Here is a 6235-nt window from a genome sequence, read left to right as displayed (position 1 = left end):
CCTTAAAATATTTTAAAGATGCTGATTAAATGTATAAATATTAGTTTATTAATAATAATATTTAATCGCTTTTTCAATGATGTCATTACTATAACATAATAGTTCGATATTTATACATTTTTTAGTTAATGATGTAAGCATAACTTACATCAAGATTATTATTTTAGAACCATTGTCCAAAGCGTTTGATGTAAATCTTTTTCATTATTTGGGCAACAACACAGTAACTCAATAATGTTGCAACCAACCATGGGAAATAGGACCATGGTAATGGTTGTAGACCAATTAAGCTGCCAATTGGTGAGAATGGAATATAAATTCCTACCGCCATTATTAGCATTGTCATGACAATCACTGGGAATGCTGCTGTGCTTTGAATAAATGGAATTTTTTGTGTTCTTAGCATATGTACCACTAAGGTTTGGGATAACAATCCTTCGATAAACCAACCTGAATGGAACAGCGATTCAGCTGCTACACTATTAGCACCAAAGACAAACCACATTAATGCATAAGTTGTTATGTCAAAAATGGAAGAGGTTGGGCCGATCCAGATCATAAAGCGTCCAATATTTGGTGCATCCCATTTACGTGGTTTTTGTAAAAACTCTTCATCCATTTTATCCCAAGGTAATGATAGTTGTGAAATATCATATAATAAATTTTGGATAAGCAGATGAATCGCAAGCATTGGTAAAAACGGTAAAAACGCGCTTGCCACTAATACAGAGAAGATATTACCGAAATTAGAACTTGCCGTCATATTAAGGTATTTCATGATATTACCAAAGGTTTCACGACCACATATTACCCCCTCTTCTAATACCATTAAGCTTTTTTCCAGCAAAATAATATCGGCTGATTCTTTAGCAATATCCGTTGCGGTATCCACCGAAATACCAACATCGGCATCGCGTAACGCTGGAGCATCATTAATACCATCGCCTAAAAAACCAACTGTATGACCGTTATCTTGTAATAATCGAATTATGCGAGATTTTTGTAACGGAGTTAACTTAGCAAAAATAGTACGTTGTTCAATTTCTACTTTTAGCTCTGCATCATCCATTGTTTCAATTTCAGTACCTAATAAAGGAATACCAGGCTCTAAGCCAACTTCACGACACACTTTAATAGTGATAATTTCGTTGTCACCAGTTAAAACTTTAACCGCAACACCATGTTCACTTAATGCTGAAATAGCCTCATAAGCACTCTCTTTTGGTGGATCTAAGAAGGTTAAGAAACCACGAATAGCCAATGCTTTCTCATCTTGGACATTGTATTGCGTTTTAGTTTGTTCTGCTGAAATCTCTTTGACACCAACAGCTAATACTCTAAAACCGTCTTTATTATAATTATGAGCCAGTTCAATTAATGCTTGTTTGCGATTTTCATCCAACGGTAAATATTCACCATTTTCATAAACGAAATCCGAAATAGATAGCATTTCTTCAACGGCACCTTTACAGATCATTAAGTGATTATCATCATTGCCTTGCACAACTACAGATAAACGACGACGAACAAAATCAAACGGTAATTCATCTATCTTACGATAAAGACCAACGCCGACTTTTTTAACACTGGTTTTTTCTTCAGCAAAACGGATGATTGCTTTATCCATCAAGTTTTTCATTCCGCTTTGATAGTAACTATTGAGCCACGCTAGTTGTAACACAGCTGGATCAACTTGGCCGTTAATGTCTAAGTGATGTTCTAAAATAATTTTATCTTGGGTTAAGGTACCGGTTTTATCAGTACATAAAATATCCATCGCACCAAAATTTTGTATTGCGTTTAACCTTTTAACCACCACTTTGCGTTTTGCCATTCCTACCGCACCTTTGGCTAGGTTGGCGCTAACAATCATCGGTAACATTTCAGGCGTTAAACCAACCGCCACTGCTAAGGCAAATAATACAGCTTCTCCCCAATCACCTTTAGTAAAACCATTTATCAATAATACAATTGGAACCATTACTAACATGAAGCGAATCAATAACCAACTCACGCTATTTACGCCCCGATCGAAGGAAGTTTCAGCTCTGGAACCTACAATAGATTTTGCTAACGAGCCAAAATGTGTATCTGCACCGGTAGCAACAACAATCGCTTTTGCAGTGCCACTAACTACATTGGTACCCATAAAACAGATATTATTGACATCAAGAACATTATCTTTATCAATATCGGCCGGATTGATCTCTTCAGTTGTTTTTTGCGATACCGCACCTAAAGTATCGTATTTCTCAACTGGAATTGATTCACCAGTTAATACTGCTTGGCTGACAAATAGATCTCTTGATTCGATTAAACGAATATCCGCTGGAATCATATCGCCGGCAGATAACAATACAATATCACCGGGGACAATATCACTTAGAGGCACTTCGATATGTTCAGCTGGCATATTTTTATTTGGCCGACGTAGAACTGTAGCTGTGGTTCGAATCATCGATTTGAGTGCCTCAGCAGCTCTATTTGAGCGAAACTCCTGCCAAAAACGGAGTAAGCCACTTAATGTTACCATGGTTAAAATGATAATAATGCCTGTTAGATCAGTCTCTTCACCACTTTGTAGTGGTAACCAATAGTCAGTCACAAAACTAACTATAGCTAATGTCAACAAGACAAAAATAAATGGATTTTTGAATGCTAGTAACAACTGAACAAAAGCCGAAGGAACTTTTTCCCGAGCTACTTCATTTTTACCATATTGTTCCAATCTTGATTTGGCATTTTCTTGGGTTAAACCAGAAAGGCTTGATTGAAATTTAGATAAAATGTTATCTAGACTGTTTTGAGCTTCCTCAAGTGCTTTTATAGTTAAAGTATTTTCTGTCTTTACTTTAAATTTGTTTTTAATCATAGTTGGTACCTATCTATATTTTTTAGACAAAAGAAACCTATTCCTTAGTTAAACATAACAAGGCATTAATAAGTTTTAATTGACCAAAATTTAAATGCAAAGCAATAAGTAGCCAATAAAGCTAATGCTTGGCACGAAATAAAATTATTGAAAAATAAATTTAATTAAGAATTAGATACAACTAGGTGGCTCTAAATGTTTATCAGTAAGATACAATACTCGTAAAAGTACTTTATGAGCACAATGATGTTTTGAGTTTGTGTGATAGCGTGTAGAAAATTGCATATCGTTCACCGTTACCGTTTTTATCAATTTCGGCTCGTGAACTGAAAAAATTACTATTTAGACAGGTTCATTAACCGATAATGATGTGTTTTAATTTATCTCCCCACATGTTGGGGTGACCCGATTGAGTGTCCATATTTCTCCTGTAAATTGAACTCATCACTTTGTATTTCAACTTTTCTTAACCATCATTTTTAACCACCTTATAATTAAAAAAGTAAGAAAAGCTCAAAGGCGAGCACTTTATACGCTTTTAAATTTGAGAAGTCAACATAATATGTAAAATTAGACTTATAACTGCCTAAAAACAGCACTAATAATGCCGTTATTAGAAAATATTGTATAGAATTAATACCTGTTTTATATAATATCAGTTACAATTGCCCAATTGTCATCAACATTGGTTAATCTGAATGGATCTTACACAACTATTACAAGATAATTGGTTTAATTTATTTCTTATTTTTACACTCTCTTTTGTTGGCTTTATTTATAAAAAAAACACGCCAAAAAACTACTTTGACAACATTATTAAATATGCAGATATTTTAGAAAAAACACCACAACCAAATTATCAAAAAGATTATTTAAATAACATTAAGAAGAAACTAATTTGGGAAAAAGTCTGCTTCTATAAATCAGGTAATATTAATAAAGAGAGAATTGCTATCTCATTGGTTAATGCAGATAAACATAACATTATTGAACTATTACAATTAAATCAATTCACTCAATATTTTGCTATCAAACAAAATCGAATTACGCTACTAAAACCTTTTTTAATTAAAGAGGTAATTTTAAGTGCCGCTGTTTGTCTGTTTACATTTATTATGTTAATAACCAATTTGCATACTATCTTTAAATCAGCTTGGATTATTAATGTGATTATTTCTCTATTAACAATTTTTATTATGATTTTTATAGTTAGTCAATTTGCTAAAGGACCATTAAAAAGATTAAATACTTATCGATTAATTTTGAAGGATAGTGACTTTTTAAACAGAGCAAATCAAGAATTTACGAATATACTTGCTGAAAATCAGGAACTAAATGAGTCTATCGTTTCACAAGAAGTTGTAAATGAAGAATCAACAGAGTAACTAAAATTGTTTAGATTTATCAATTAAAAGGATAATCAATAATTGCGATATTATCGATTATCCTTTTTTCATATTTGGGGATGCAGATTGAATTTTCAATCGTGAATGTTTTAGTTGTTCAACTAGACTCAGCAAAGATGAATTTAATTGATACATAAACTGCTGATAGCTAAACTCCTTCTTACTAATTTCTTCTAGTTGTAACTCCCAATGCGCTGTCATATCTGGCATTGAAACACTTTCGGGTAATGATAGAATTAAATTCTGACCAATTGGTGTTGAACGTATTGATTTACCTTGTCTGGTCAAAAATTGCCGTTTGAATAAAAGTTCAATTATTCCTGCTCGTGTCGCTTCAGTGCCCAACCCATCAGTTTCGCGTAAGATTTTTTTTATCTCAGGGTCTTTAACAAATCTTGCTATACCCGTCATTGCTGAAAGTAAAGTTGCATCGGTAAAAGGTCGTGGCGGTTGTGTTTCTTTACTGAGTAACTCTGTATCAATACATTGTACTAATTCGCCTTTTTTAACTAATTTGGTTAATAAACCATTGTTCTCATCACTATCTTTATCACTCTCGGCTTGATAATTTTTACTTCTAAATAGAACTTTCCAACCTTCATCTAACATTTGATTGGCTTTAGAAGTGAACTTACCACCACCAATATCAACATCTATTTGTAATTCGGCATATTTATAAACAGGATAAAATTGTGCCAAATATTGTGTTGCTATCACTTGATATACTGCTTGCTCGTTAGTCGATAAATTATCCATTTTGGTTTTACGTAAAGTTGGAATAATGGCATGGTGAGCTTCAACTTTTTTATCATTCCACGCTTTAGAACGTAAAGTGAAATCAGCATCATTAATCGCAGTTTGCAGTTCTGAACAATTGTTTTCGATGGCAGCTTTTACACCATTAATCTGTTTTAAATGTTCTTCTGGTAAAAAACGACAATCGGAACGAGGATAAGTAATTAATTTATGTTTTTCATATAAAGATTGGCAGATATCAAGCACTTCTTGCGCACTTAAACCATTCCTTTTTGCCATTTCAATTTGTAGAGCTGATAAATTAAACGGCATTGGTGGTGCTAATTCTTTCTTTTTGTTGCTGACTTTATCAATGATGCCCGACTGATTTTTTATTCGTTGGCAAACATTTTCAGCCAACCGTTTAACCAAGACACGACCTTCTTCATCCTGATAAGGTGCACAAGCTTCACTTGGTTGCCATTTGGCTTTAAATATTTCGTTATGTTTGGTTTGTAATATTGCAAATACTTCATAGAATGGTTTAGGAACAAATTGAGTTATCTCTAAATCACGTCTAACGACTAAGCCTAAAATAGGAGTTTGAACTCGGCCAATAGATAAAACGCCTCGATAACCATTACGTTGACCAACCAGAGTACAGACTCGGCTCATATTCATGCCATACAGCCAATCAGCCCTCGCTCGAGCTAATGCCGAAGTAGACAAAGGAATAAAGTCTTGGTTACTACGTAACTGTTCAAGTGACTTTTCAACAGCACTGGCATTTAAATCACTAATCAAGCAACGCTGAATAGTTTTACGTTTTTCTGGTGTTAGCTGACAATAGTTTAGCACTTCGTCCACCAATAACTGCCCTTCGCGATCTGGGTCACCAGCATGAACAATCTGATCTGCAGATTTAATCAAATCCACTAAAATATTGAATTGCTTTTCAGTACTACTTTTAGGCATCAATATCCATTTATCAGGTACTATAGGCAAATCATCAATTGCCCATTTTTTATATCGTTCATCATATACTTCAGGCGTGGCTTGTTCTAATAAATGGCCAATACACCAACTAACAACATCACCATTACTGGCTTTTATAAACCCATTCCCTTTTTGATGAGGTTTTGGCAAAACATCAGCAATAGCCCTAGCTAAGCTGGGTTTTTCGGCAATAAATAAGCGAAAAGATTGATTAGACTGCATAATA

General features: G+C 34.0%; 3 protein-coding genes. 1 reads left to right on the top strand and 2 read right to left on the bottom strand.

Annotated elements, in window-relative coordinates; all coding sequences use genetic code 11:
• Positions 1 to 163: 163 nt before the first annotated feature.
• On the bottom strand, positions 164 to 2872 hold the full coding sequence (gene mgtA, locus B6C84_RS09290; protein WP_086319956.1) for a magnesium-translocating P-type ATPase: 2709 nt from the start codon (positions 2870 to 2872) through the stop codon (positions 164 to 166).
• Positions 2873 to 3570: 698 nt separating this feature from the next.
• Here mgtA and B6C84_RS09285 point away from each other — a divergent pair.
• Positions 3571 to 4257: a hypothetical protein gene (locus tag B6C84_RS09285; RefSeq protein WP_086319955.1), complete on the top strand. Its 687-nt coding sequence runs from the start codon at positions 3571 to 3573 to the stop codon at positions 4255 to 4257.
• Between the two features lie 57 nt (positions 4258 to 4314).
• Here the strand turns inward: B6C84_RS09285 and B6C84_RS09280 are convergent, their stop codons facing one another.
• Positions 4315 to 6231: a DNA topoisomerase III gene (locus B6C84_RS09280; RefSeq protein ID WP_086319954.1), complete on the bottom strand. Its 1917-nt coding sequence runs from the start codon at positions 6229 to 6231 to the stop codon at positions 4315 to 4317.
• Positions 6232 to 6235: the final 4 nt, after the last annotated feature.

The organism is Gilliamella apis (assembly GCF_002142155.1).
Lineage (GTDB): Bacteria > Pseudomonadota > Gammaproteobacteria > Enterobacterales > Orbaceae > Gilliamella > Gilliamella apis.
The sequence above is the reverse complement of the archived record's forward strand: the minus strand, read 5'-3'. Positions and strand labels throughout refer to the sequence as shown.